The organism is Streptomyces sp. NPDC001231, from assembly GCF_042896885.1.
In the GTDB taxonomy this organism is placed as follows: domain Bacteria; phylum Actinomycetota; class Actinomycetes; order Streptomycetales; family Streptomycetaceae; genus Streptomyces.
Window position 1 is genome coordinate 182,767 of the sequence record NZ_JBIAXS010000006.1, and the last position, 21,297, is coordinate 204,063.

General features: G+C 71.0%; 24 protein-coding genes and 2 pseudogenes. 23 read left to right on the plus strand and 3 right to left on the minus strand.

The window, feature by feature from the left end:
- Positions 1–18: 18 nt before the first annotated feature.
- Entirely contained in the window at positions 19–876 is an 858-nt protein-coding gene (locus tag ACFY3J_RS09915) for an SAM-dependent methyltransferase (protein ID WP_390840685.1), read from the minus strand.
- Positions 877–1,418: 542 nt separating this feature from the next.
- Here ACFY3J_RS09915 and ACFY3J_RS09920 point away from each other — a divergent pair.
- From ACFY3J_RS09920 to ACFY3J_RS10000, 17 genes are all read left to right on the plus strand, one after another.
- On the plus strand, positions 1,419–2,015 hold the full coding sequence (locus ACFY3J_RS09920) for a hypothetical protein (RefSeq protein ID WP_358734707.1): 597 nt from the start codon (positions 1,419–1,421) through the stop codon (positions 2,013–2,015).
- A gap of 339 nt (positions 2,016–2,354) precedes the next feature.
- Complete coding sequence (rpsP, locus tag ACFY3J_RS09925; RefSeq protein WP_384182588.1) at positions 2,355–2,783, plus strand: 30S ribosomal protein S16; 429 nt, start codon at positions 2,355–2,357, stop codon at positions 2,781–2,783.
- 5 nt (positions 2,784–2,788) lie between these two features.
- Positions 2,789–3,028 carry an RNA-binding protein gene (locus ACFY3J_RS09930; protein ID WP_005479813.1) on the plus strand — a complete coding sequence of 80 codons (240 nt, stop codon included), beginning with the start codon at positions 2,789–2,791 and terminating at the stop codon, positions 3,026–3,028.
- 111 nt (positions 3,029–3,139) lie between these two features.
- Complete coding sequence (gene rimM / locus ACFY3J_RS09935; RefSeq protein WP_384182590.1) at positions 3,140–3,718, plus strand: ribosome maturation factor RimM; 579 nt, start codon at positions 3,140–3,142, stop codon at positions 3,716–3,718.
- The gene (gene trmD, locus ACFY3J_RS09940) at positions 3,718–4,551 is read left to right on the plus strand and encodes a tRNA (guanosine(37)-N1)-methyltransferase TrmD (protein WP_384182594.1); all 834 of its coding nucleotides are present in this window, start codon (positions 3,718–3,720) and stop codon (positions 4,549–4,551) included. The genes rimM and trmD overlap by 1 nt, the downstream gene beginning before the upstream one ends.
- A 135-nt stretch (positions 4,552–4,686) precedes the next feature.
- The gene (rplS, locus tag ACFY3J_RS09945) at positions 4,687–5,037 is read left to right on the plus strand and encodes a 50S ribosomal protein L19 (RefSeq protein ID WP_225079370.1); all 351 of its coding nucleotides are present in this window, start codon (positions 4,687–4,689) and stop codon (positions 5,035–5,037) included.
- A 45-nt stretch (positions 5,038–5,082) separates the two neighbouring features.
- Positions 5,083–5,814, plus strand: a complete 732-nt coding sequence (lepB, locus tag ACFY3J_RS09950; protein ID WP_390840686.1) for a signal peptidase I — start codon at positions 5,083–5,085, stop codon at positions 5,812–5,814.
- Positions 5,807–6,898 carry a signal peptidase I gene (lepB, locus tag ACFY3J_RS09955; protein WP_390840687.1) on the plus strand — a complete coding sequence of 364 codons (1,092 nt, stop codon included), beginning with the start codon at positions 5,807–5,809 and terminating at the stop codon, positions 6,896–6,898. The genes lepB (ACFY3J_RS09950) and lepB (ACFY3J_RS09955) overlap by 8 nt, the downstream gene beginning before the upstream one ends.
- Positions 6,786–7,796, plus strand: a complete 1,011-nt coding sequence (gene lepB / locus ACFY3J_RS09960) for a signal peptidase I (RefSeq protein WP_384182603.1) — start codon at positions 6,786–6,788, stop codon at positions 7,794–7,796. Before lepB (ACFY3J_RS09955) ends, lepB (ACFY3J_RS09960) begins: the two co-directional genes overlap by 113 nt.
- A gap of 135 nt (positions 7,797–7,931) precedes the next feature.
- The gene (lepB, locus tag ACFY3J_RS09965) at positions 7,932–8,708 is read left to right on the plus strand and encodes a signal peptidase I (RefSeq protein ID WP_384182605.1); all 777 of its coding nucleotides are present in this window, start codon (positions 7,932–7,934) and stop codon (positions 8,706–8,708) included.
- Positions 8,698–9,246, plus strand: coding sequence for an NUDIX hydrolase (locus ACFY3J_RS09970; protein WP_384182608.1), 549 nt, complete (start codon positions 8,698–8,700; stop codon positions 9,244–9,246). The genes lepB (ACFY3J_RS09965) and ACFY3J_RS09970 overlap by 11 nt, the downstream gene beginning before the upstream one ends.
- Before the next feature lie 56 nt (positions 9,247–9,302).
- Complete coding sequence (locus ACFY3J_RS09975; RefSeq protein ID WP_008745401.1) at positions 9,303–9,611, plus strand: DUF2469 domain-containing protein; 309 nt, start codon at positions 9,303–9,305, stop codon at positions 9,609–9,611.
- A 130-nt stretch (positions 9,612–9,741) separates the two neighbouring features.
- The gene (locus ACFY3J_RS09980; protein WP_384182611.1) at positions 9,742–10,104 is read left to right on the plus strand and encodes a YraN family protein; all 363 of its coding nucleotides are present in this window, start codon (positions 9,742–9,744) and stop codon (positions 10,102–10,104) included.
- Entirely contained in the window at positions 10,104–11,729 is a 1,626-nt protein-coding gene (locus tag ACFY3J_RS09985; protein ID WP_390840688.1) for a YifB family Mg chelatase-like AAA ATPase, read from the plus strand. The genes ACFY3J_RS09980 and ACFY3J_RS09985 overlap by 1 nt, the downstream gene beginning before the upstream one ends.
- The gene (dprA, locus tag ACFY3J_RS09990) at positions 11,726–12,886 is read left to right on the plus strand and encodes a DNA-processing protein DprA (RefSeq protein WP_384186647.1); all 1,161 of its coding nucleotides are present in this window, start codon (positions 11,726–11,728) and stop codon (positions 12,884–12,886) included. Before ACFY3J_RS09985 ends, dprA begins: the two co-directional genes overlap by 4 nt.
- Positions 12,887–13,148: 262 nt before the next feature.
- Positions 13,149–13,991, plus strand: coding sequence for an RNA polymerase sigma factor WhiG (gene whiG, locus ACFY3J_RS09995; protein ID WP_384186644.1), 843 nt, complete (start codon positions 13,149–13,151; stop codon positions 13,989–13,991).
- 75 nt (positions 13,992–14,066) lie between these two features.
- On the plus strand, positions 14,067–14,624 hold the full coding sequence (locus tag ACFY3J_RS10000; RefSeq protein ID WP_384186655.1) for a TetR/AcrR family transcriptional regulator: 558 nt from the start codon (positions 14,067–14,069) through the stop codon (positions 14,622–14,624).
- Between the two features lie 154 nt (positions 14,625–14,778).
- On the opposite strand, the gene ACFY3J_RS10005 is transcribed toward ACFY3J_RS10000, so the two are convergent.
- Positions 14,779–15,360 (minus strand): murein hydrolase activator EnvC family protein, encoded by a 582-nt coding sequence (locus ACFY3J_RS10005; protein WP_390840707.1) that lies wholly within the window; start codon positions 15,358–15,360, stop codon positions 14,779–14,781.
- 381 nt (positions 15,361–15,741) lie between these two features.
- Between ACFY3J_RS10005 and rpsB the strand changes: the two genes are divergently transcribed.
- The 5 genes from rpsB (at position 15,742) to ACFY3J_RS10030 (ending at position 20,524) form a co-directional block, all read left to right on the plus strand.
- A complete protein-coding gene (gene rpsB, locus ACFY3J_RS10010; protein ID WP_384186637.1) occupies positions 15,742–16,635 on the plus strand; it encodes a 30S ribosomal protein S2 in 894 nt (297 codons plus the stop codon).
- A 158-nt stretch (positions 16,636–16,793) separates the two neighbouring features.
- Positions 16,794–17,630, plus strand: a complete 837-nt coding sequence (gene tsf, locus ACFY3J_RS10015) for a translation elongation factor Ts (protein WP_384186635.1) — start codon at positions 16,794–16,796, stop codon at positions 17,628–17,630.
- A 209-nt stretch (positions 17,631–17,839) separates the two neighbouring features.
- Positions 17,840–18,598: a UMP kinase gene (gene pyrH, locus ACFY3J_RS10020; RefSeq protein ID WP_384186632.1), complete on the plus strand. Its 759-nt coding sequence runs from the start codon at positions 17,840–17,842 to the stop codon at positions 18,596–18,598.
- Positions 18,599–18,788: 190 nt separating this feature from the next.
- The gene (gene frr, locus ACFY3J_RS10025; RefSeq protein ID WP_384186629.1) at positions 18,789–19,346 is read left to right on the plus strand and encodes a ribosome recycling factor; all 558 of its coding nucleotides are present in this window, start codon (positions 18,789–18,791) and stop codon (positions 19,344–19,346) included.
- Positions 19,346–20,524 (plus strand): phosphatidate cytidylyltransferase, encoded by a 1,179-nt coding sequence (locus tag ACFY3J_RS10030; protein WP_384186626.1) that lies wholly within the window; start codon positions 19,346–19,348, stop codon positions 20,522–20,524. The genes frr and ACFY3J_RS10030 overlap by 1 nt, the downstream gene beginning before the upstream one ends.
- A gap of 432 nt (positions 20,525–20,956) precedes the next feature.
- Here ACFY3J_RS10030 and ACFY3J_RS10035 read toward each other — a convergent pair.
- A pseudogene (locus ACFY3J_RS10035) lies at positions 20,957–21,088 on the minus strand (site-specific integrase); the annotation flags it as partial.
- Here ACFY3J_RS10035 and ACFY3J_RS10040 point away from each other — a divergent pair.
- Positions 21,089–21,277, plus strand: a pseudogene (locus ACFY3J_RS10040) (IS110 family transposase); the annotation flags it as partial.
- Positions 21,278–21,297 lie beyond the last annotated feature (20 nt).

The following is a 21,297-nucleotide window of genomic DNA, read 5'->3' on the forward strand; positions in this document are numbered from 1 at the left end:
TGTTCAGGGCGTCCGCATTCAGGGGGTCCGTGCGATCAGGTACCGGAAGACGTTGGGCATCCACACGGTGCCGTCCGGCCGCTGGTGTGCGTGCAGGGCCTCGGTGAGTTCCTTGTCGACCTGGTTCCGGTCGGTGGCGGCGACGGCCGCGTCGAACAGCCCCGTGGAGAGCAGTCCGCGTACCGCGCTGTCGAGGTCGGCGTACCCGAAGGGGCAGGCGACGCGGCCGGAGCCGTCCGGCCGCAGACCGGCACGCTGGGCCACCTCCTCCAGGTCGTCGCGCAGGGCGGGGCGCCAACTGCCGGGGCCGCGCAGCGGATCGGCGAGCTTGGTCGCCACCCGCAGCACGGACGAGGTCGCGCAGCGCTCCGGCGGTCCCCAGCCGGCCAGGACCACGGGCGCTCCCTTCTCGGCGAGCGGTGCCGCGGCGGCGAGCAGACCGGCCGGCCCCTCCGAGTCTCCCGCGAGGCAGCCGATCGGCTCGAAGGCGGTCACGACGGTGTACGCGGGGCTGCCCGGAACTGCGGCGTCCCGCGGTGATCCGTCGACGATCCGGGCGGTCGCACGCGTGCGTGTGTCCCACGGGTCCGGCAGCAGCCGCCTGCGGGCGAGGGCGAGCCGCTCGGGGCAGGAGGAGTCGACACCGGTGACCGTCGCGCCTCTGGCCGCGGCCAGGAGCAGGGCGAGTCCGGAGCCGCAGCCGAGGGCCAGCAGCCGTGTGCCGGAGCCCACGTCCAGTCGCGCGTAGACGGCCTCGTAGAGCGGGACCAGCATCCGCTCCTGGATCTCGGACCAGTCACGCGCGCGTGCGCGTGGCTCCGCGTCGGGCACTGTTGCCGTGTGCCGTACGTGCTGCCGCACGAGCGCAGGTGTCATGGATGGGCGCCCCAATCCGCCGAGTGCTGTCGCTGTGCCCGGTTCCGTGGCCCCCGTGCCGTGCGCTCCCACTTCCCCCGTATGCCAGGTAACTCCGAGCCCTCCCTCGCGTCCAGGGGTCGCGGGGCCCTGCTTGTGTCCTGTGGCGGTGCGGGCCGGGATTTCACATCCCGGCAACCTGGATCCGAGATCGACGTGGCCGGAAGTCGGCTTGTCCTGTGGGCCGGTGCCGGACGCCGGAGGCGCACCGGGTAACCTCGCGGGCGTCGCGGGCGCTTACCGGGACGAGGGTCCCCGGCCGGGATGCGGCCGAAACGCCTCTTGCGCGTGGCGCGATCCCGACGCCCCCCGCGTGCGCGAGGGGCGTACGCGCCGGTGCGTACTCCCTTTGCGCACCACCTTGGGCGGAGCTGTGCGGCTTCTCCGCAGATCAGCGCACCCGCCCTCGTCAGGACGCATCAGCGACGACTGACGGGTACGTGCAAATTATTTGGGATGCCCCGGAATAGGAACACAGCGGCCCTCCGGCTCGTTGTCATTACGTGAGCACGACACCACCTGTTCTCGCCGCAGAGCTGGCGCAGGCGTGGGCCGACATTCAGCGGTACCACCCCGAGCTGCCGGACCTTGCCGCGCCTGAGTCCCTGATCGGCGAGTCGTCGTCCGCGTGCGGACACGAACTCTCCTTCGAGCGACTGCTTCACGAGGCAGTCCATGGCGTCGCCGCCGCGCGCGGCGTACGCGACACGTCCCGTGCCGGCCGCTACCACAACCGCAGGTTCCTCGCGATCTCCGAGGAGCTGGGCCTGGATCACCCTGAGGAGCCGCACCCGAGCAGTGGCTTCTCGCTGGTCACGCTCAGCCCCGAGGCGAAGCGGCGCTACCGCCCGACGATCGAGCGCCTCCAGCGTGCGCTGAAGGCCCACTCGGCCGCCACCTCCGCCGACACCGGCCGTTCCTTCCGCGGACCGGCCGCCCGCCACGGCTCGTCCGGCGGCGGGGTCAGGGTCAAGGCGGTCTGCGACTGCGGTCGCAATGTGCGGGTCGTCCCCTCGGTCCTGGCCCAGGCCCCGATCATGTGCGGCGGCTGCGGCAAGCCGTTCAGGATCCCGGAGCCGGTGGGCGCGGCGGCCGGCTGACCGGCTCACTGCGTACCGGCATCTCGTGGGTGCCGGATGAGCAGCAGGACTGGTGCGCGGGGTGCCGCCGTACGCGGCGGCACCCCCGCCGGCGCGGGCAGGCGCTCGCATCCACGGCACCCGGAGCGCCGGGTGCGGCTCAGTCGCGCCCGGGGGCGGCCCCCGCACCCTCCGCGGGGGGAGGCCTGCCAGGTGTGGCACAATGGCTAGCTGTACTCGACAGCCGTACAGGACCCCTCTCTCCTCCGGCTGACGCGTCCGTCGGGCACTCGGGTACCGCAACCCCACGCGGCATCTCCGCCGTGCCCAACCACGTCAAATCCAGGAGAACCCACTCCCGTGGCAGTCAAGATCAAGCTGAAGCGTCTGGGCAAGATCCGTTCGCCTCACTACCGCATCGTCGTCGCCGACTCCCGTACCCGCCGTGACGGCCGGGCCATCGAGGAGATCGGTCTGTACCACCCGGTGCAGAACCCCTCGCGCATCGAGGTCAACGCCGAGCGTGTGGCGTACTGGCTCTCCGTCGGCGCCCAGCCGACCGAGCCCGTGCTCGCCATCCTGAAGAAGACCGGCGACTGGCAGAAGTTCAAGGGCGAGCCCGCCCCTGCGCCGCTGCTCCAGCCGACCGAGAAGGCCGCGCGCCCGTCGTTCGAGGCCATCGGTGGTGACGACGAGAACAAGGGTGAGGCCATCACCCAGAAGAAGAAGGCTGAGAAGAAGGACGAGGCCGCCGCCGAGTCTTCTTCGGCTGAGTCGACCGAGGCCTGAGCAGCATGCTCGAGGAGGCGCTTGAGCACCTCGTGAAGGGCATCGTCGACAACCCTGACGATGTGCAGGTCGCCTCGCGCGACCTGCGCCGCGGACGTGTGCTCGAGGTCCGGGTGCACCCGGACGACCTCGGCAAGGTGATCGGCCGCAACGGCCGCACCGCACGCGCCCTGCGTACCGTCGTGGGCGCCATCGGCGGCCGCGGTGTCCGTGTCGACCTCGTCGACGTGGACCACGTCCGCTGACGCTTTTCGCAACCGGCTCGGGCCGGGGAGGGCCGCTGGGCCGTCCCCGGCCCGTAGTCGTATGAGCCGCCCGGCGGCTCGCGTTCAGACTTCCGACAGGAGAGCTTCCACGTGCAGCTGGTAGTCGCACGGATCGGCCGCGCCCATGGCATCAAGGGCGAGGTCACCGTGGAGGTACGTACCGACGAGCCCGAACTGCGGCTCGCCCCCGGCGCCGTCCTGGCCACCGACCCGGCGTCCGCCGGCCCGCTGACCATCGAGACGGGCCGCGTCCACAGCGGCCGCCTCCTGCTGCGCTTCGAGGGCGTGCGCGACCGCAACGCCGCCGAGGCCCTGCGCAACATCCTCCTGATCGCCGAGATCGACCCGGAGGAGCTTCCCGAGGGCGAGGACGAGTACTACGACCACCAGCTGATGGACCTCGACGTCGTCACCGCGGACGGCAAGGAGGTCGGCCGGATCACCGAGATCTCCCACCTGCCCTCCCAGGACCTCCTGATCGTCGAGCGTCCGGACGGCACCGAGGTGATGATCCCGTTCGTCGGGGAGATCGTCACCGAGATCGACCTGGAGGAGCAGCGGGCGGTCGTCGACCCGCCGCCCGGCCTCATCGACGACCAGGGCGTCCGTGACGAGGCCGCCGACGGACCCGGCGCCTCCTCCCACACGTCCGCGGAGGAAGAGTCCTGATGCGGCTCGACGTCGTCACGATCTTCCCCGAGTACCTGGAACCCCTGAACGTCTCCCTCGTCGGCAAGGCACGCGCGCGTGGACAGCTGAACGTGCACGTCCACGATCTGCGCGGCTGGACGTACGACCGCCACCACACGGTCGACGACACGCCCTATGGCGGTGGCCCCGGCATGGTCATGAAGACCGAGCCCTGGGGCGACGCCCTGGACACCGTCCTCGCCGACGGCTACGAGACCGGCTCGCACGCGCCCGCGCTCATCGTCCCGACGCCCAGTGGCCGCCCCTTCACCCAGGAACTCGCCGTGGAGCTCTCCGAGCGCCCCTGGCTGATCTTCACGCCGGCCCGCTACGAGGGCATCGACCGCCGGGTGATGGACGAGTACGCCACCCGGATGCCCGTCTACGAGGTCTCCATCGGCGACTACGTCCTCGCCGGCGGCGAGGCGGCCGTGCTGGTCGTCACCGAGGCCGTGGCGCGGCTGCTGCCCGGCGTCCTGGGCAACGCCGAGTCGCACCGCGACGACTCCTTCGCGCCCGGCACGATGGCCAACCTCCTGGAAGGCCCCGTCTACACCAAGCCGCCCGAGTGGCGCGGCCACGGCATCCCCGAGGTGCTGCTCAGCGGCCACCACGGGAAGATCGCCCGCTGGCGGCGCGACGAGGCCCTGCGGCGCACGACGGCCCACCGGCCCGACCTCATCGAGCGCTGCGATCCGAAGGCCTTCGACAAGAAGGACCGCGAGATGCTGTCCATCCTGGGCTGGTCGCCGGACCCCGAGGCTGAGGCGCACGGCCGATTTTGGCGCAGGACCGACGGCGTGGAAGAATAGACCGTTGTTGTGCGCCGGTCCGGCGTGCGCCCCTGCCGCAGGGGGACACGACGCCCGTCCCGACCCGCGCAACATCAACCCCGTACATCTAGTTTCCGTTGATGACCTGTGGCATCAACGAAGAAAGCAGACGAAATGTCTCACCTGCTCGACTCCGTCGACGCCGCGTCGCTGCGCGAGGACGTCCCGGCCTTCCGCCCCGGCGACACCGTCAACGTCCACGTCCGCGTCATCGAGGGCAACCGCTCCCGTGTGCAGCAGTTCAAGGGCGTGGTGATCCGTCGCCAGGGCTCCGGCGTGCGCGAGACCTTCACGGTCCGCAAGGTCTCCTTCTCCGTCGGCGTCGAGCGCACCTTCCCGGTGCACACCCCGATCGTCGAGAAGATCGAGCTCGTCACCAAGGGTGACGTGCGCCGCGCCAAGCTGTACTACCTGCGCGAGCTGCGCGGCAAGGCCGCGAAGATCAAGGAGAAGCGCGAGAACTGAGCGCCTCCGGGAGTTCATGGCGGGGCCGGATAACATTCGGCCCCGATGGACACCGAAGCACAGCAGACGGAGCGCGACCGCTCCTCCCGCCCTTGTGACGGCGAACCCGGTGAGACCCCGGGGGCGCGAGGGCCGGAGGAACGGTCGCGCTTCGCGTTGATGTCGCGGATCACCGAGTGGCTTCCCGGCGGGAGGATCACCCTGACCGCGCTGAGCGGCCTGGTTTTCCTGCTGCTCCTCAACACGTTCGTGATGCAGCCGTTCGAGATTCCGAGCGGATCCATGGAGCCGGGATTGAGGATCGGGGATCGCGTTGCCGTAAACAAGTTGGCGTACCGTTTCGGAGCCGTGCCGCGGCGCGGAGATGTCGTTGTGTTCGACGGCACCGGGTACTTCGGGGACGGCGACTACATCAAACGCGTTGTGGGTGTAGGCGGAGACCATGTGATCTGCTGTGACAAGGAGGGCAGGATCCAGGTGAACGGCCGGTCGGTCGACGAGTCGACGTTCCTCTACGCCGGTGACAGCCCGTCCGCCGTGCCCTTCGACGTCGTCGTGCCCGAGGGCACCCTGTTCGTCCTGGGCGACCACCGGGGCGACTCCAGCGACTCCCGCGACCATCTGGGCTCGCCGGGCGGCGGCATGATCCCGGTCGACGACGTGATCGGCCGGGCCGACTGGATCGTCTGGCCCTTCGGCCACCGGACCCACCTGCACCGGCCGGACGCCTACGCGCGCGTGCCCGCCGCCGGCCATGCGGGCGGCAGCCATGGGTAGCCGCGGCCGACCGCGCGGTGTCTCCGCCAACGCCGCCGACAACCTCCTGCCCACCGGGGCGCGACGCGCCGCGGGTCCGGCCGGCGGCCGCACCCGCGCGGAGCGGCGCAAGCTGCAACGCAAGGTCAAGCGGCGGCGCAGGCGCTCCGCGGTCCGGGAGATACCGCTCCTCGTCGGCGTCGCCGTGCTCATAGCCCTGGTGCTGAAGACCTTCCTCGTGCAGGCCTTCGTGATCCCGTCGGGCTCCATGGAACAGACGATCCAGATCGGCGACCGGGTCCTGGTCGACAAGTTCACCCCGTGGTTCGGCGCCAAGCCGCAGCGCGGCGACGTCGTCGTCTTCCACGACCCGGGCGGCTGGCTGGCCGGCGAGCAGACCGCCCAGAAGGACGACCCCGTCGGGGTCAAGCAGGTCAAGCAGGGCCTCACCTTCATCGGTCTGCTGCCTTCCGACGACGAGAAGGACCTCATCAAGCGGGTCGTCGGCGTCGGTGGTGACCACGTCAAGTGCTGCGACACGCAGGGCAGGGTGACCGTCAACGGTGTTCCCCTCGACGAGGGCGACTACCTGTATCCGGACAACGCCCCCTCCAACACCCAGTTCGACATCACCGTCCCCCGGGGCCGGCTGTGGGTGATGGGCGACCACCGGGCCAACTCCGCCGACTCGCGCGCCCACCAGGAGACCCCGTACGGCGGAACCGTCTCGGAGAACTCCGTGGTGGGGCGGGCCATGGTCATCGGCTGGCCCATCGGCCACTGGACCATGCTGAAGGAGCCGAAAACCTTTTCTTCGGTGCCCGACGCGGCGGCTGGGTCGACCGCCGCTCCCCGGCTGTCGCATAGGGTTGCCCCAGACGATCCGAACGGATCGGTTCGACTCCCGAGCCCTGCGGAACTCCCGCTCGTTATGGGAGTGGTGGGCCTGCGTCGCGCACGGGGCAGGCGGCGGCACGGAGTGAGGAGTTGGCGTGGGGGATGTGGCGGTTGGCGCACGGTCCGGACACGACGGCGAGGAGCACCGCGGACACCCCGAGGGAGCGGCGGACCCCGCTGCGCGCAGCGCCAAGACCTCCGGGAGTGAGAGTGAAGCAGCCGAGGACGGCACGGTGACGGAGCACAACCACAGCGGTGACCAGGGGAGCGGGGGCAGCACCCCCGAGGCGAGGAAGCCCCGCTCCTTCTGGAAGGAGCTGCCCATCCTGATCGTTATCGCGCTGGTGCTGGCGCTGCTGATCAAGACCTTCCTCGTACAGGCGTTCTCGATTCCCTCGGACTCGATGCAGAACACCCTTCAGCGGGGCGACCGCGTCCTGGTCGACAAGCTGACCCCGTGGTTCGGCTCCGAGCCCGAGCGCGGCGAGGTCGTCGTCTTCCACGACCCGGACGACTGGCTGGCGGGCGAGCCGGCGGCCAGCCCGAACGCGCTGCAGACGGTGCTCAGCTGGATCGGCCTGATGCCGTCCGCGGAGGAGAAGGACCTGATCAAGCGCGTCGTCGGCGTGGGCGGCGACACCGTCGAGTGCAAGAACACCGGCCCGCTGATGGTCAACGGCAAGCCGCTGTACGAGCCGTACGTCTACCCGGGCAACACGCCGTGCAGCCTCGACGACCAGGGCGGCCAGTTCACGGTGCACGTGCCCCAGGGCTACATCTGGGTGATGGGCGACCACCGGCAGAACTCCCGGGACTCGCGCTACAACCAGACCGACAAGAACCACGGCATGGTCCCGGTCAAGGACGTCGTCGGCCGTGCCATCGTCAAGGCCTGGCCGATCAACCGCTGGGGCACGCTGCCGGTCCCGGAGACCTTCGACCAGCAGGGCATCAACGATCACTCCTCGGCGGCGGGTGCCCTGACGGTGGCCCCCCAGGGCGTGGCCCTGACCGCGGTCGTGCCGGTGGCGCTGTGGCGGCGCAGGCGGGCCGCGAAGGCCGCGGCCGGTACGGGCACCCCGACGACGGCCACCGGAAGCCGCTGAGCCGCCGAGCCGGGGCAGTGCGGCGGCTTCCACCAGTACCGTCCACCGCCGCTGTGAAGTCCTCGTGGAGCGTGCGGCGGTGGCCCGGAAGGAGGGGCTGCCCCGTTCCGGTACCGCCCGGTAGGGTTCGGGTCCATGGGTGGCGAGAGCACGACGCGTACGGCCCCGCGCAGCGGCGGCACAGGCAGGGGCCCGGTCGGCGGCAAGGCCGGGCAGCGGCTCTCCGGGCTCGCCGTGGCCGTGGGGCTGGTGCTGTTCCTCGCGGGATTCGCGTGGGCGGCGGTGATCTACCGCCCGTACACCGTGCCCACCAGTTCCATGGCGCCGACGATCGGCATCGGCGACCGGGTGCTGGCCCAGCGGGTCGAGGGCGGTCAGGTGCACCGCGGTGACGTGGTCGTCTTCCACGACACGAACTGGGTGCAGAACTCCGCCGTGATCAAACGGGTGGTCGCCGTCGGCGGCGACACCGTCTCCTGCTGCGAGCAGGGCAAGCTGACCGTCAACGGCAAGCAGGTCGACGAGCCGTACCTGAAGGGCGCCGTGGCCGAGGCCGGCGGTTTCCCGACCGTGAAGGTGCCCCAGGGCCGGCTGTTCCTGCTCGGCGACGAGCGCCAGGGCTCCCTGGACTCCACCGCCCACCTCACGGACGCGGCCGGGGGTACCGTCTCGCGCGACGCCGTGGACGCCCGGGTCGACGCCGTCGTCTGGCCCATGAAGGGCCTGCTGGAGCGCCCCACCGGCTTCGAGGCGCTCGGCGCCCTCTCCCAGCCGGGCCCGCTGCGCACGATCGCCACGATGATCGTGGCGGGTGCCGTCCTGGTCCTCGCCGGGGGCGCCTACGGCCCGATCGCGACGCTGCTGGGCGGCTCGCGCGCCCGCACCCGGACGGAGCCGGCCGGTGCTCGCTGAGAACGCTGGGGGTGCTGGGGACGGCGAGGGCGCCGAGGGCACGGACGGTCACCGCGGCGGACTGCGCAAGGTCGCCCGGGTGGTCCTGCTCGACCCCGAGGACCGCATCCTGCTGCTGCACGGCCACGAGCCGGACGACCCGGCCGACGACTGGTGGTTCACCCCGGGCGGCGGCCTGGAGGGCGCCGAGACGCGCGAGGAGGCCGCTCTGCGGGAACTCGCCGAGGAGACCGGCATCACCGAGGTCGAACTCGGCCCGGTGCTGTGGCGCCGCACGTGCTCGTTCCCGTTCGCGGGCCGACGCTGGAACCAGGACGAGTGGTACTACCTGGCCCGTACGGACCGGACCGCGATCGAGGCCACGGCCCTGACCGAGCTGGAGCGGCGCAGCGTCGCCGGAGCGCGCTGGTGGACGTGTCAGGAACTGATCCGGGCACATGAGACGGTGTATCCGACCAGACTCGCCGAGCTGCTGCGCACACTGCTCGACGAAGGTCCCCCGGCCGGGCCCGTGACCCTCGACACCGAAATCGTCTAGGGCCTCATGGGACTGGCGCACAATGGTGGGATCGCACGGCTGAAGGGGAACATGCCATGAGCGCCGAGGACCTCGAGAAGTACGAGACCGAGATGGAGCTCAAGCTCTACCGGGAGTACCGCGATGTCGTCGGTCTGTTCAAATACGTGATCGAGACCGAGCGGCGCTTCTACCTCACCAACGACTACGAGATGCAGGTCCACTCGGTACAGGGTGAGGTGTTCTTCGAGGTGTCGATGGCCGACGCCTGGGTGTGGGACATGTACCGGCCGGCCCGGTTCGTGAAGCAGGTACGCGTCCTCACGTTCAAGGATGTGAACATTGAGGAGCTGAACAAGACCGATCTGGAGCTGCCGGGCGGGTAAGGGGCGTCAGTGCTCCTCTCTCGATGCCACTCGCGTGAGTGACAGCGTTGTCCACAACCGGTGAGTAGCCCACCAAGATCCACTCCGTGGGGCCGGATGCGTGACCGTGGGCGCCGGAGGTGGTGCCGACATGAACGCACGAAGCGCGCTCGGCAGGTACGGAGAGGGTCTGGCGGCCCGGCGGCTGACCCAGACCGGCATGACGGTCCTGAAGCGCAACTGGCGCTGCGGCAGGACCGGCGAGATCGACATCGTGGCCCGGGACGGCGACGTCCTGGTCGTCTGTGAGGTGAAGACCCGCCGGGAGGGGCTCTTCGAGCATCCGATGGCCGCCGTCACACCGGAGAAGGCCGAGCGGCTGCGCGGCCTCGCGGAACGCTGGATCCAGTCCCATGGAGGGGCGCCGCCCGGAGGCGTCCGTATCGACCTGGTCGGCGTCCTGCTGCCCCGGCGCGGCGCTCCCGTGGTCGAGCACGTGCGGGGGGCCGCCTGATGGGCTTCGCGCGTACGTGCTCCGTGACCCTCGTCGGTGTCGAGGGCGTGGTCGTCGAGGTGCAGGCCGACCTCGAACCGGGTGTCGCCGCCTTCACGCTGGTGGGCCTGCCGGACAAGAGCCTGACCGAGAGCCGGGACCGGGTGCGGGCCGCGGTGGTCAACTCCGGTGGCGAGTGGCCGCAGAAGAAGCTCACGGTCGGGCTCAGCCCGGCCTCGGTGCCCAAGGCCGGCAGCGGCTTCGACCTGGCCGTGGCCTGCGCGGTGCTCGGCGCCGCCGAACGGATCGATCCCCACGTGCTCGCCGACATCGTGATGATCGGGGAGCTCGGCCTGGACGGGCGGGTGCGTCCGGTCAGGGGCATCCTGCCGGCGGTGCTGGCCGCCGCCGACGCCGGGTACGAGCAGGTGGTCGTGCCCGAGTGCGCCGCCGCCGAGGCCTCGCTGGTGCCCGGCGTCTCCGTCCTCGGCGTCCGCAGCCTGCGGCAGCTCATCGCGGTGCTGACCGACGAGCCGGTGCCCGAGGAGGACCCGGACGAGCAGGGACGACCGGACCCGCTGCTGGCCGGCCTGCGCCTGCCCGGCGCGGGTGCGGCCGCCGGAATGCACAGCGTGGGTGCCGCCCAGCAGGACCAGGGACACGATCTCGCCGACGTCGTCGGCCAGGTCTCGGCCCGCACCGCGGTGGAGGTCGCCGCGGCCGGGGCACACCACCTGTTCCTCGAAGGGCCGCCGGGCGCGGGCAAGACCATGCTCGCCGAGCGGCTGCCCGCACTGCTGCCCCGCCTCGCCCGGGAGGAGTCCCTGGAGGTCACGGCGATCCACTCGGTCGCCGGACTCCTGCCGCCGGGCAGACCCTTGATCGACCTCGCCCCCTACTGCGCCCCGCACCACTCGGCCACCATGCAGGCCCTCGTCGGCGGCGGCCCGGGCGTCGCCAGGCCGGGAGCGGTGTCACTCGCCCATCGAGGCGTGCTCTTCCTGGACGAGACCCCGGAGTTCAGCAGCCACGCGCTCGACGCCCTGCGCCAGCCGCTGGAGGCGGGCCATGTGGTGATCGCCCGCAGCGCCGGGGTGGTGCGGTTCCCGGCGAAGTTCCTGATGGTGCTCGCGGCCAACCCGTGCCCCTGCGGCCGGTTCTCGCTGCGGGACACCCTGTGCGAGTGCCCGCCCTCGATGGTCCGCCGCTACCAGGCCAGGCTGTCCGGGCCGCTGCTCGACCGGGTCGACCTGCGGGTGGAGGTGGACCCGGTCACCCGATCCGAACTCACCCGGCGCGACGCCCGGGGCGAGGCCACGGCGGCGGTGGCCGACCGGGTGCGGGCCGCCAGGGAACGCGCGGCGGCCAGGCTCGCGGGCACCCCGTGGCGGACCAACAGCGAGGTGCCCGGCCGCGAGCTGCGCAACCGCTGGCACGCGGTGGCCGGCGCGATGGACGAGGCCGAGCGCGGCCTGGAGCGGGGCGTCCTCACCGCGCGCGGGCTGGACCGTGTCCTGCGGGTCGCCTGGACGGTCGCGGACCTCACCGGCCACGACCGGCCCGACGCGTCGGACGTCGCCTTGGCGCTGCAACTGCGCACCGGAGTGCCGCGAGGCGTGCCCATGGCCATCGGGGCGCCGGCGTGAACGCCACCCGGCCCCCCGACCGCGAACTGCTCGCCCGGGTCCTCCTCAGCCGCGTCATCGAGCCCGGCGACGAGGCCGGCGGGCGGTGGCTGCGGGAGTTCGGGGCGGTGGAGGTGGCCCGGCGGCTGCTGGACGGCTCCCCTCGGCTCGCCGGGGTCTCCGGCAAGCGGTGGGCGGGGCTGTGCGCCCGGGCGGCACAGGCCGAGCCCGAACGGGACCTCGCCGCGGCCGGGGAGGCAGGTGTGCGGTTCGTACGCCCCGGGGACACCGAGTGGCCCGCCCAGCTCGACGACCTCGGCGACGCGCGGCCCACCGGACTGTGGGTGCGTGGACGGCCCAGCCTGCGGATATGGGCGCTGCGCTCGGTCGCGGTCGTCGGCGCCCGGGCCTGCACCCAGTACGGCGCCCACATGGCCGCGGCCCTCGCCTCCGGCCTCGCCGAGCGCGGCTGGGTGGTGGTCTCAGGCGGCGCCTACGGAGTCGACGGCGCCGCCCACCGCGGCGCCCTCGCCGCGGGCGGCGCCACCGTCGCCGTCCTGGCCTGCGGCGTCGACCGGCCCTATCCACGCGGGCACACCGAGTTGATCACCAGGATCGCCCAGCAGGGTCTGGTGGTCGGCGAACTGCCGCCCGGTGACCACCCCACGCCGAGCCGGTTCATCGTCCGCAACCGGGTGATCGCGGCGCTCACCCGGGGCACCGTGGTGGTCGAGGCCGCCCACCGCAGCGGATCGCTGGTCACCGCGCGGGCGGCGCAGCGGCTGGGACGGCACACCATGGGGGTGCCCGGTCCGGCCACCAGCGCGCTCTCCGCCGGTGTCCACGAGCTCCTGCGCGGCGGGGCGGTGCTGGTCGGCGACACCGCGGAAGTCGTCGAACTGGTCGGCGACATGGGTGACCTCGCCCCGGACCGGCGTGGTCCCGTACTCCCGCGCGACCTGCTGGAACGGGACGCCCGGCAGGTTCTGGCCGCGTTGCCGGCGTGCGGCGCGGCGACGCCGGACGAGATCGCCCGCGGCGCCCGGACGACCACGGACGACGCGATCGCGAAACTGTACGAACTCCAATCACTGGGGTACGTCGAACGACATGGCGAGGGATGGAAGTTGACACGCCAGGCGCTGATCTCGGCCCGGGAGGGCCGCGAGCGGTGCTGACCGAGAGTGTTCGGCCGTCCGGGGGAGGCCCGACGCCGGTGGGGATTACCGCAGTTGGACGCTGTCGCGGTCACCGAGGGTGACGTGTGTGACCCGGCGGGGCGCACCGCGGAACGAATCTGCGCATGCCTCACGCCCCGCCGTTCGCGCACCGCGACACATCAGTCACGCTACGCTCACGTGGTTCCGACCACAGAAACGACTCAGGCCGACAACTCACTCATGCGCCCGCATTCCAGGGCAGAACGACACAAGGCGACGAATGCCCCAGCACACCTCCGGGCCCGACCGGGCGGCGATCCCCCAAGCCGCCCGTGACGGTGGCAGCGTGCGGCCGCCCGCTCCTTCGACGCTCGAGGAGCTGTGGCGGTCGTACAAGGCGACGGGGGACGAGCGGCTGCGGGAGCAGCTGATCCTGCACTACTCACCGCTGGTGAAGTACGTGGCGGGGCGAGTGAGCGTCGGCCTGCCGCCCAACGTGGATCAGGCCGATTTCGTCTCCTCCGGGGTCTTCGGGCTCATCGACGCGATCGAGAAGTTCGACATCGAGCGGGAGATCAAGTTCGAGACCTACGCGATCACGCGGATCCGGGGCGCGATGATCGACGAGCTGCGGGCGCTGGACTGGATCCCCCGCTCGGTGCGGCAGAAGGCGCGGAACGTGGAGCGGGCGTACGCGACCCTGGAGGCCCGGCTGCGGCGCACGCCGTCAGAGGTCGAGGTGGCCGCCGAGATGGGCATCGCGGTCGACGAACTGCATGCTGTTTTCAGCCAGTTGTCGCTGGCCAACGTGGTGGCGCTGGAGGAGCTGCTGCACGTCGGCGGTGAGGGCGGGGACCGGCTGAGCCTGATGGACACGCTGGAGGACACCGCCGCCGACAATCCGGTGGAGGTGGCCGAGGATCGGGAGCTGCGCACGTTCCTGGCCCGGGCGATCAACACGCTGCCCGAGCGGGAGAAGACCGTCGTGATGCTCTACTACTACGAGGGCCTCACACTCGCCGAGATCGGCAACGTGCTCGGTGTGACCGAGAGCCGAGTCAGTCAGATCCACACCAAATCGGTGCTCCAGCTGCGCGCGAAGCTGGCGAGCTTCGGGCGCTGACCCGGGTGGAGTCCCTCCCGGTCCGGGTGGCGCGTCCGTAAAGTGGTCGACGTGCCAAGGATTCGAGCGGCCTCCGTGGCCGAGCACCGGTCGATGCAGCGAGCCGCCTTGCTGGACGCGGCGCGGACCCTGCTGTCCGAGGGCGGGACGGAGGCGCTGACCTTCCCGGCCCTGGCCGAGCGGACGGGGCTCGCGCGGTCGTCGGTGTACGAGTATTTCCGGTCACGGGCCGCCGTGGTCGAGGAGCTGTGCGAGGTCGACTTCCCCGTGTGGGCCGCGGAGGTCGCGGCCGCGATGGCCTCCGCCGAGAGGCCCGCGGCCAAGGTCGAGGCCTATGTGCGCAAGCAACTGGAGCTGGTCGGGGACCGGCGGCACAGGGCCGTCGTGGCGATCTCGGCGAGTGAGCTGGACGCCGGCGCCCGGGAGAAGATCCGGGCGGCCCACGGCGGGCTCGTCGCCATGATCGTGGAGGCGCTGGGGGAGCTGGGGCACGAGCAGCCGCGGCTGGCGGCGATGCTGCTTCAGGGCGTGGTGGACGCGGCGGTGCGGCGGATCGAACTGGGCGCCGCGGAGGATCCGGCGGCCATCGCCGAGGCCACGGTGGGAATGGCGCTGCGCGGCGTCTGCGGCTGACCCGGCGGAGCCTGGGACGGCACGGGCCGGACCGGGACGCAGTGGGGGCGTCGGCGCCCCGGCCGGGAGCAGGCGGCACGCCCGTCGCACGGTTGGGGTCAGGTGGCACGCCCGCCCCCCGGCTGGGAAGGGCAGGAGACGCGCCAGCCCCCGGCTAGGGCAGCGGCACCCCCAGCACCGGTAGCAGTCTCGTCGGTCCGTTCAGGAGCCACGGCGGGAGCAGGAGGAGCGGGTTCAGATAGGTCTTGCCGCGCAGCAGGCCCCAGTGGACGCACGGGCCTTCGCAGTGGCTGCCTGTCGCCTCCACGGTGCCGATGACCTCGCCCGCCGCCACCTCGTCGCCCTGCTTCACCGATGCCCTCACCGGCTCGTACGTCGTACGCAGCGGTGGGTCACCGGTGCTCGTCAGCTCGACCGACACCACGCCTCTGCCGGCCACCGGGCCCGCGAAGAACACCCGCCCGGCCGCCACCGAACGAACCGGCGTGCCCGGAGACGCGCCCAGGTCCACGCCCCGGTGCCCGGGCCCGTAGACCGTCGCCGGAGGATCCCAGCCGCGCAGCACCCCGGGGCGTACCCCCACCGGCCACACCCGGCCCACGGCCGGCACCGGCGGATCCCCTTCCCCGGAGCCGGAGCCGGAGCCGGAGCCGGAGCCGGGACCAGTGTCAGGGTCAGGGCCGGCCGGCGCGGTGGGGCCGGCGTCCGCCCAGGTCGCCCACGCCGCCGAGCCCATCAGCACCGCCGAGGCCACGAGCGCCACCAGCGCCAAAGAGGCTGCCGCCCACCCGGGCAGCAGCCCTCGCCGGGCACCGACGGCCCATCGCATCGCATGCATCTCAACCATGCGCCCACCGTCCCGCACCCCCGCCGACGGCGGCCGAACCTGTGGACAACTCACCGATTGTGGACAGCGGCGTCACCGGGCGCCCCGCGGGTCCCGTACACTTCTGGTGGCGACCCGGGTCACCGGGTCGACTTCGCACGCCCCGACACCCGGACCGGAGACGGCCGGTGTCAGCGCCCCTCGGTCCCTCGTGGCACGGCGCACCAGGGCGTCAGGCGCGGAAGCCGTCCGGCATCCGCGGCACAACCGAGAAACTCAAGGAGTACGGCCATGGCCGTCGTCACGATGCGGGAGCTGCTGGAGAGCGGCGTCCACTTCGGTCACCAGACCCGCCGTTGGAACCCGAAGATGAAGCGCTTCATCTTCACCGAGCGCAACGGCATCTACATCATCGACCTGCTCCAGTCGCTGTCGTACATCGACCGCGCCTACGAGTTCGTCAAGGAGACCGTCGCCCACGGCGGCACGGTCATGTTCGTCGGTACGAAGAAGCAGGCGCAGGAGGCCATCGCCGAGCAGGCCACCCGCGTCGGCATGCCCTACGTCAACCAGCGCTGGCTGGGCGGCATGCTCACCAACTTCTCGACCGTCTACAAGCGCCTGCAGCGCCTGAAGGAGCTCGAGCAGATCGACTTCGAGGACGTCGCGTCCTCCGGTCTGACCAAGAAGGAGCTCCTGGTCCTCTCCCGCGAGAAGGCCAAGCTGGAGAAGACCCTCGGCGGTATCCGCGAGATGCAGAAGGTGCCCAGCGCCGTCTGGATCGTGGACACCAAGAAGGAGCACATCGCGGTCGGCGAGGCCCGCAAGCTCAACATCCCGGTCGTCGCCATCCTCGACACCAACTGCGACCCCGACGAGGTCGACTACAAGATCCCGGGCAACGACGACGCGATCCGCTCCGTCACCCTGCTCACCCGCGTGATCGCCGACGCGGTCGCCGAGGGCCTCATCGCCCGCTCCGGCGTCGCCGCCGAGGGCAAGGGCGAGAAGGCCGCGGGCGAGCCGCTCGCCGAGTGGGAGCGCGACCTGCTCGAGGGCGAGAAGAAGGCCGAGGAGGCCCCGGCCGCGGAGGCTCCCGCCGCCGCCGAGGCGCCGGCTGCCGAGGCTCCGGCTGCTGAGGCGCCGGCCGCTGAGGCTCCGGCTGCCGAGGGCGAGCAGGCCTGACCCGTCAGCGCCAGCGTTGACGGCGGGAGCGGCGACATGAAGTCCGCTCCCGCCGTTCACCCGTAGGTCAGCACAGAGTCGGGCATCTGCATCTACATGTAGATCGCAGACCGTGCAGATCTTCGATCCTCCAGACTTCGAGAAAGATTCACAGACTCATGGCGAACTACACCGCCGCCGACGTCAAGAAGCTCCGCGAGCTCACCGGCGCCGGCATGATGGACTGCAAGAAGGCGCTGGACGAGGCCGAGGGCAACGTCGAGAAGGCCGTCGAGGCGCTCCGTATCAAGGGCCAGAAGGGCGTCGCCAAGCGCGAGGGCCGCTCCGCCGAGAACGGCGCCGTGGTCTCGATCATCGCCGACGACAACTCCTCCGGTGTCCTCGTCGAGCTGAAGTGCGAGACGGACTTCGTCGCCAAGGGCGAGAAGTTCCAGGCCGTCGCCCGCGCGCTCGCCGAGCACGTCGCCAAGACCTCCCCGGCCGACCTCGAGGCCCTGCTCGCCTCCGAGATCGAGGCCGGCAAGACCGTCCAGGCGTTCGTGGACGAGGCCAACGCCAACCTCGGCGAGAAGATCGTCCTGGACCGCTTCGCGCAGTTCTCCGACGGCTTCGTGACCGCGTACATGCACCGCACGATGCCCGACCTGCCGCCGCAGATCGGTGTCCTCGTCGAGCTCGACAAGCCGAACGCCGAGGTCGCCAAGGGCGTCGCCCAGCACATCGCCGCCTTCGCGCCGAAGTACCTCGCCAAGGACGACGTGCCGGCCGACATCGTCGAGTCCGAGCGTCGTGTCGCCGAGGAGACCACCCGCGCCGAGGGCAAGCCCGAGGCCGCGATCGCCAAGATCGTCGAGGGCCGCCTGAACGGCTTCTTCAAGGACGCGACGCTGCTCGGCCAGCCCTACGCCCTGGACAACAAGAAGTCGGTCCAGAAGGTCCTGGACGAGGCCGGTGTCACCCTGAAGCGCTTCACGCGCATCAAGGTCGGCATCTGAGTCCAAGGTCCGTACCGCGACGGACCCCCGACCCCGATAGGGTCGACAGCAGTCGTCCACGTCGCTCGCGTGTGCAGCCATGTACACGCGTGTGACGGGCGGCAGCAGATCTGACGAGGAGGCCATTGCCGCTGCATGGGATGCGAAACACGCCCCACCGGCAATGGCCTTCTTCGCATGTGCACCACGTATAACAAAGGCGGGATCTCATGACCACCAAGGCCCAGAAGAGCGACGACGGCAAAGTACCCGGCCGGTTTCTGCTGAAGCTGTCCGGAGAGGCCTTCTCCGGCGGCGGGGGCCTGGGCGTCGACCCGGACGTGGTGCACGCCATCGCCCGTGAGATCGCGGCCGTCGTACGCGACGGCGCGCAGATCGCGGTCGTGATCGGCGGCGGCAACTTCTTCCGCGGTGCCGAGCTCCAGCAGCGCGGCATGGACCGCGCCCGCTCGGACTACATGGGCATGCTCGGCACCGTGATGAACTGCCTCGCCCTGCAGGACTTCCTGGAGAAGGAAGGCATCGACAGCCGGGTCCAGACCGCCATCACCATGGGCCAGGTCGCCGAGCCGTACATCCCGCTGCGCGCCGTGCGCCACCTGGAGAAGGGTCGCGTGGTCATCTTCGGCGCCGGTATGGGCATGCCGTACTTCTCCACCGACACCACCGCTGCCCAGCGCGCCCTGGAGATCGACGCAGAGGCGCTGCTCATGGGGAAGAACGGCGTGGACGGGGTTTACGACTCCGACCCGAAGGCCAACCCGGACGCCGTGAAGTTCGACTCCCTCGGCTACGGGGAGGTCATCACGCGGGACCTGAAGGTCGCCGACGCGACGGCGATCACGCTGTGCCGTGACAACAAGCTCCCGATCGTCGTCTTCGAGCTCCTGAAGGAGGGCAATATCGCCCGCGCCGTCAAGGGTGAGAAGATCGGCACGCTTGTGGGTGACCAGGGCGGCCGGGACTGACCGGCGGACCCCGCACCGCGGGAAGCCGGAAAGAGACCTGTCCGGGCGACGGACGGGACGGACCCTGGCCGGGGGATGGACAATGTCCTGCCGGTCGGGAACCGTGCAGGAAGAAGACGCGACGAAGCCGGCCGCCGGTCCCGACAGGGAAACCGTGGCCGGGCCTACTCAAGACACGCAGGAGCAAGTGGTGATCGAAGAGACCCTCCTCGAGGCCGAGGAGAAGATGGAGAAGGCCGTCGTGGTCGCCAAGGAGGACTTCGCCGCGATCCGCACCGGCCGTGCGCACCCGGCGATGTTCAACAAGATCGTGGCCGATTACTACGGCGCGCCGACGCCGATCAACCAGCTGGCTTCGTTCTCCGTGCCGGAGCCGCGCATGGCCGTCGTGACCCCGTTCGACAAGACCGCGCTGCGCAACATCGAGCAGGCGATCCGCGACTCCGACCTGGGCGTCAACCCGAGCAACGACGGCAACATCATCCGCGTGGTGTTCCCCGAGCTCACCGAGGAGCGCCGCCGCGAGTTCATCAAGGTCGCCAAGGGCAAGGGCGAGGACGCCAAGGTGTCCATCCGCTCCGTGCGCCGCAAGGCCAAGGACGCCATCGACAAGCTGATCAAGGACGGCGAGGTCGGCGAGGACGAGGGCCGTCGTGCGGAGAAGGAGCTCGACGACACCACCGCGAAGTACGTGGCGCAGGTGGACGAGCTGCTGAAGCACAAGGAAGCGGAGCTGCTCGAAGTCTGATGAACGACACTTCCTGGGGAGCGCCGCGGCAAGCCGGGTACTGGGGGCCCGCGGACGGGTCACCTGCCCATCAGGAACCCGTCCCGGGGGCCGCCCCGGCGGGTCCCGCGTACGATGCGCATGACGCCCAGCGGACCCGCCCCATGCCCGTCGTGCCCGCTCACGGCGGAAACCAGGATGACGATCGGGGTGCCGCCCAACCGGGCGGCTCCTCGTACCGCGACGACACGCCGCAGCCGCCGCACCACGCGCCGCGGCAGTGGCCCCTCGACACGCCGCAGACACCGTCCTTCCACGGGACGGCGTCGCAGAATCCGGAGCCCATGCCCGACGCCCCGCAGCCGGCGCCCGCGCCGCAGAAGAAGAGCGCGGGTCGCGACCTGGGCGCCGCCATAGGCGTCGGCCTCGGGCTCGGCGCGGTGATCGTCGTGTCGCTGTTCGTCGTCAAGGCCGTGTTCGTGGGCGTCATCGCGATCGCGGTCGTGGTCGGTCTGTGGGAGCTGACGAGGCGGCTCGAGGAGCGCAAGGACATCAAGGCGCCGCTCGTGCCGCTGGCGGTCGGCGGGGCGGCCATGGTGGTCGCCGGATACGTACGGGGTGCCGAGGGCGCCTGGGTGGCGATGGCGCTGACCGCGCTCGCGGTCCTGGTCTGGCGCATGACGGAACCGCCGGAGGGCTACCTCAGGGACGTCACGGCCGGCGTCTTCGCGGCGTTCTACGTGCCGTTCCTGGCCACGTTCGTCGCGATGATGCTGACCGCGGACGACGGTCCGCGCCGTGTGCTGACCTTCCTCCTGCTCACGGTGGTCAGCGACACCGGCGCGTACGCCGTCGGCTGGCGCTTCGGCCGGCACAAGCTCGCCCCGCGCATCAGCCCGGGCAAGACCCGCGAGGGCCTGTTCGGCGCGGTGGCCTTCGCGATGGTGGCCGGCGCGCTGTGCATGCAGTTCCTGATCGATGACGGCGCCTGGTGGCAGGGTCTGCTGCTCGGCCTCGCGGTCGCCGCCACCGCCACCCTCGGTGACCTCGGCGAATCCATGATCAAGCGGGACCTGGGCATCAAGGACATGGGCACCCTGCTCCCGGGCCACGGGGGCATCATGGACCGCCTCGACTCCCTGCTGCCCACCGCGCCGGTGGTGTGGCTCCTGATGGTCCTCTTCGTCGGCTCCGCCTGATCCCACGACCACCGAGCCCCCACCCCGTCGGGTGGGGGCTCGACGCCGTTCTCCGTGTGGACCGCCTGCCGGGCCTGACGTTAAAGTCCCCCATGGGGCAGGCTCGGCTGGGGGATGACGGCACGTATCACGGTGATCTGCGGTGCCGATGGTGCGAAGCCCTCCTCAAACAGGACGGACGGCGCAAGCCACGGCTGTACTGCGGTGTCTCGCATCGCACGAAGACGTACGGTGCCTGGGTCGGCGCACTGATCGCCGGCCTCTTCTGACCCCGGCCCCCGGCTGTCCACAGCCGACTGGGCCACCCGAGTGGATCTGCGACACTGGTACCACCATGCCCAGCCCGGAGAACTGGCCGTGACCGGGCAGCAATAAGCCCCCTACCAGCGTGTTCGACGCGGACAGGGGGTCTGGTGTGGGTCACTGGGCCGTCTCTGGGCCGTCCGGCTTGCGCCAGGGCAACGTGATCTCGACCGGCTTGTGCGCGTCCATATGGGCACGAAGTGCCTCGGCCACCGTTGGAGGCAGTGGTACGTCCCGCTCCTTGTTGCACTTCGGCGGAGCGTCTCCGCGCAGACCAGCATCATCCGTGAAGGCCCCGACCGGGAGTACTACCTCAAGAAACGCGGCGAGGGCTGCAAACACGTCCAGGCCGTCATCGCCTTCGTACGACGCCGCACCAGTGTGCTGTGGGCCCTCCTACGCGACGACCGGGCCTTCACTCCCACCCCGCCCATCACGCAGACGGCTTGACTCAGCCCGAGGCCACAATG

Excerpts from the sequence above, each read along its gene's own strand:
- ACFY3J_RS09915 (WP_390840685.1), bottom strand. The coding sequence starts at position 876 with ATGACACCTGCGCTCGTGCGGCAGCACGTACGGCACACGGCAACAGTG.
- ACFY3J_RS09930 (WP_005479813.1), top strand. The coding sequence starts at position 2,789 with ATGCTCGAGGAGGCGCTTGAGCACCTCGTGAAGGGCATCGTCGACAAC.
- trmD (WP_384182594.1), top strand. The coding sequence starts at position 3,718 with ATGCGGCTCGACGTCGTCACGATCTTCCCCGAGTACCTGGAACCCCTG.
- rplS (WP_225079370.1), top strand. The coding sequence starts at position 4,687 with ATGTCTCACCTGCTCGACTCCGTCGACGCCGCGTCGCTGCGCGAGGAC.
- lepB (WP_390840686.1), top strand. The coding sequence starts at position 5,083 with ATGGACACCGAAGCACAGCAGACGGAGCGCGACCGCTCCTCCCGCCCT.
- lepB (WP_390840687.1), top strand. The coding sequence starts at position 5,807 with ATGGGTAGCCGCGGCCGACCGCGCGGTGTCTCCGCCAACGCCGCCGAC.
- lepB (WP_384182605.1), top strand. The coding sequence starts at position 7,932 with ATGGGTGGCGAGAGCACGACGCGTACGGCCCCGCGCAGCGGCGGCACA.
- ACFY3J_RS09975 (WP_008745401.1), top strand. The coding sequence starts at position 9,303 with ATGAGCGCCGAGGACCTCGAGAAGTACGAGACCGAGATGGAGCTCAAG.
- ACFY3J_RS09980 (WP_384182611.1), top strand. The coding sequence starts at position 9,742 with ATGAACGCACGAAGCGCGCTCGGCAGGTACGGAGAGGGTCTGGCGGCC.
- ACFY3J_RS09985 (WP_390840688.1), top strand. The coding sequence starts at position 10,104 with ATGGGCTTCGCGCGTACGTGCTCCGTGACCCTCGTCGGTGTCGAGGGC.
- whiG (WP_384186644.1), top strand. The coding sequence starts at position 13,149 with ATGCCCCAGCACACCTCCGGGCCCGACCGGGCGGCGATCCCCCAAGCC.
- ACFY3J_RS10005 (WP_390840707.1), bottom strand. The coding sequence starts at position 15,360 with ATGGGCTCGGCGGCGTGGGCGACCTGGGCGGACGCCGGCCCCACCGCG.
- rpsB (WP_384186637.1), top strand. The coding sequence starts at position 15,742 with ATGGCCGTCGTCACGATGCGGGAGCTGCTGGAGAGCGGCGTCCACTTC.
- tsf (WP_384186635.1), top strand. The coding sequence starts at position 16,794 with ATGGCGAACTACACCGCCGCCGACGTCAAGAAGCTCCGCGAGCTCACC.
- pyrH (WP_384186632.1), top strand. The coding sequence starts at position 17,840 with ATGACCACCAAGGCCCAGAAGAGCGACGACGGCAAAGTACCCGGCCGG.
- ACFY3J_RS10030 (WP_384186626.1), top strand. The coding sequence starts at position 19,346 with ATGAACGACACTTCCTGGGGAGCGCCGCGGCAAGCCGGGTACTGGGGG.